The organism is Lentibacillus songyuanensis, assembly GCF_039548255.1.
GTDB classification, from domain to species: Bacteria; Bacillota; Bacilli; order Bacillales; family Amphibacillaceae; genus Lentibacillus_C; species Lentibacillus_C songyuanensis.
This window is the reverse complement of the sequence record NZ_JBCLVH010000055.1, coordinates 1-1,697: the sequence shown is the minus strand read 5'-3', so window position 1 is coordinate 1,697 and position 1,697 is coordinate 1. Positions and strand designations below refer to the sequence as shown.

Annotated in this window: 1 protein-coding gene; it reads right to left on the bottom strand. The window is 36.7% G+C overall.

The genetic code is table 11. The features are described 5' to 3' along the window. A partial coding sequence (locus tag WMZ97_RS21775; RefSeq protein ID WP_343274163.1) for a non-ribosomal peptide synthetase occupies nt 1–1,697 on the bottom strand: 1,697 nt, incomplete at both ends.

Sequence of the window (1,697 nt, the reverse complement as noted above, 5' to 3'; positions counted from 1 at the left end):
CGGAATAACGGAGCCTTTTCTAAATTGAATGGCTGAATAAATTCGTTCATCGCCTGCTGAATATTTTCTTCTAAGCCGTGTTTTACCTTCAATGTAAAGTCCATTTCTTGATGAACTATTTGAACCGGTTCCCCATTTACCACTTCAAATGAAGTCCGAAGTGACTCATGGCGCCTTATAAGCTTCTGAATTGCTCGCTCCAAATGCTGATATTCCAGAGAACCTTCTAGAAGAAATGCGCCTGGCATATTATAATGTGTAACACTTAAATCCATCTGTTGGAGTACATACATTCTCTTTTGTGCTGAAGACACAGGATAATACGAATGATCTGGAACTGGTTCAATTGATTGATTTTCAACACGTTCTTGATTTCGCAGGTGACGAGCCAATTGTTTTACTGTCGGGTGTTCAAAGATAATCCGTACAGGGATTTCAATCTGTAATTCTTTATGGATATTAGACATTAATTGAATTGCTTTTAAAGAATGTCCTCCCAAGCTAAAGAAGTTATCAGTCACCCCTATCTGTCCAATCCCCAATGCTTCTTGCCAAATTGCAACTAATTTCCTTTCCAAATCTGTCTTTGGAGCCAAGTATTCAGATTGATTGGACACATCTGGTTTTGGCAACCCCTTACGATCTACTTTATCATTAGGAGTCAATGGGATTGTATCTAATTCTTCAATAAAAGATGGAACCATATAAACAGGCAGCTTTTGACTTAAATAATCTCTAAGTTCCGTATTTACTCCTGGTTCTTTTAAAACCACATATGCACACAAAAATGTTTCATTTTCCCCTTCTTTCCAATCCAGTACAGTTGCGTCTTTAACGTTTGGATGGCCTAAAAGAGTACTCTCAATTTCTCCTAATTCAATCCGATATCCCCGAATCTTAACTTGGTGGTCAATCCGTCCAAGAAACTCAATATTACCATCCGGCAAATAACGTGCTAAATCGCCTGTTCGATACATTTTTTTACCAAAAGAAAACGGATTATCAATAAACCTTTTAGATGTTAACTCTTTACGGTTCAAATACCCTCTTGCCACACTTTCTCCACTAATATACATCTCGCCTGGAACCCCGATAGGTTGTAATTGCAGATTATCATTTAATATATAGATTTGTGTATTATAGACAGGCTTACCTATAGAGACGGAAGATATATTTTTATTTTTACTTGTATCGACTTCAGTCCAAAGGGTTGAAGTAACTGTCGTCTCAGTAGGTCCATATGCATTTATATATATATCCTTCCATTTCTCGGCTAGAGAAGGTGTACTAGCTGATCCACCTACAATAATTTTTCGAACAGAATTAAAAGACGCTTTATCTAGGTGTTTTAGATACGTTGGAGGTAATATTAGAGCATTAACTCTTTGTTGAATCACCAATCTTTCGAAAGCATCATAATTATAAATCACATCTTCCGATACCAAAATTAAAGTTGAACTAGTCAATAAAGCCGTCCATATCTCTCCCACAGAAGTATCAAATGTATAGTTTGCAAACTGGGTAATACGGTCTCCATTTTCCAGTTGAAAAGCTGCCTTGAAAGAATTAACTAAATTCGGAATTCCGATGTGTTCAATCATCACCCCTTTAGGTTTTCCAGTTGTTCCAGAGGTATAAATCACATAAGCCAAATTTCGAGAATGGTTTACAGACTCTAGATTTGATTTATCTATTCC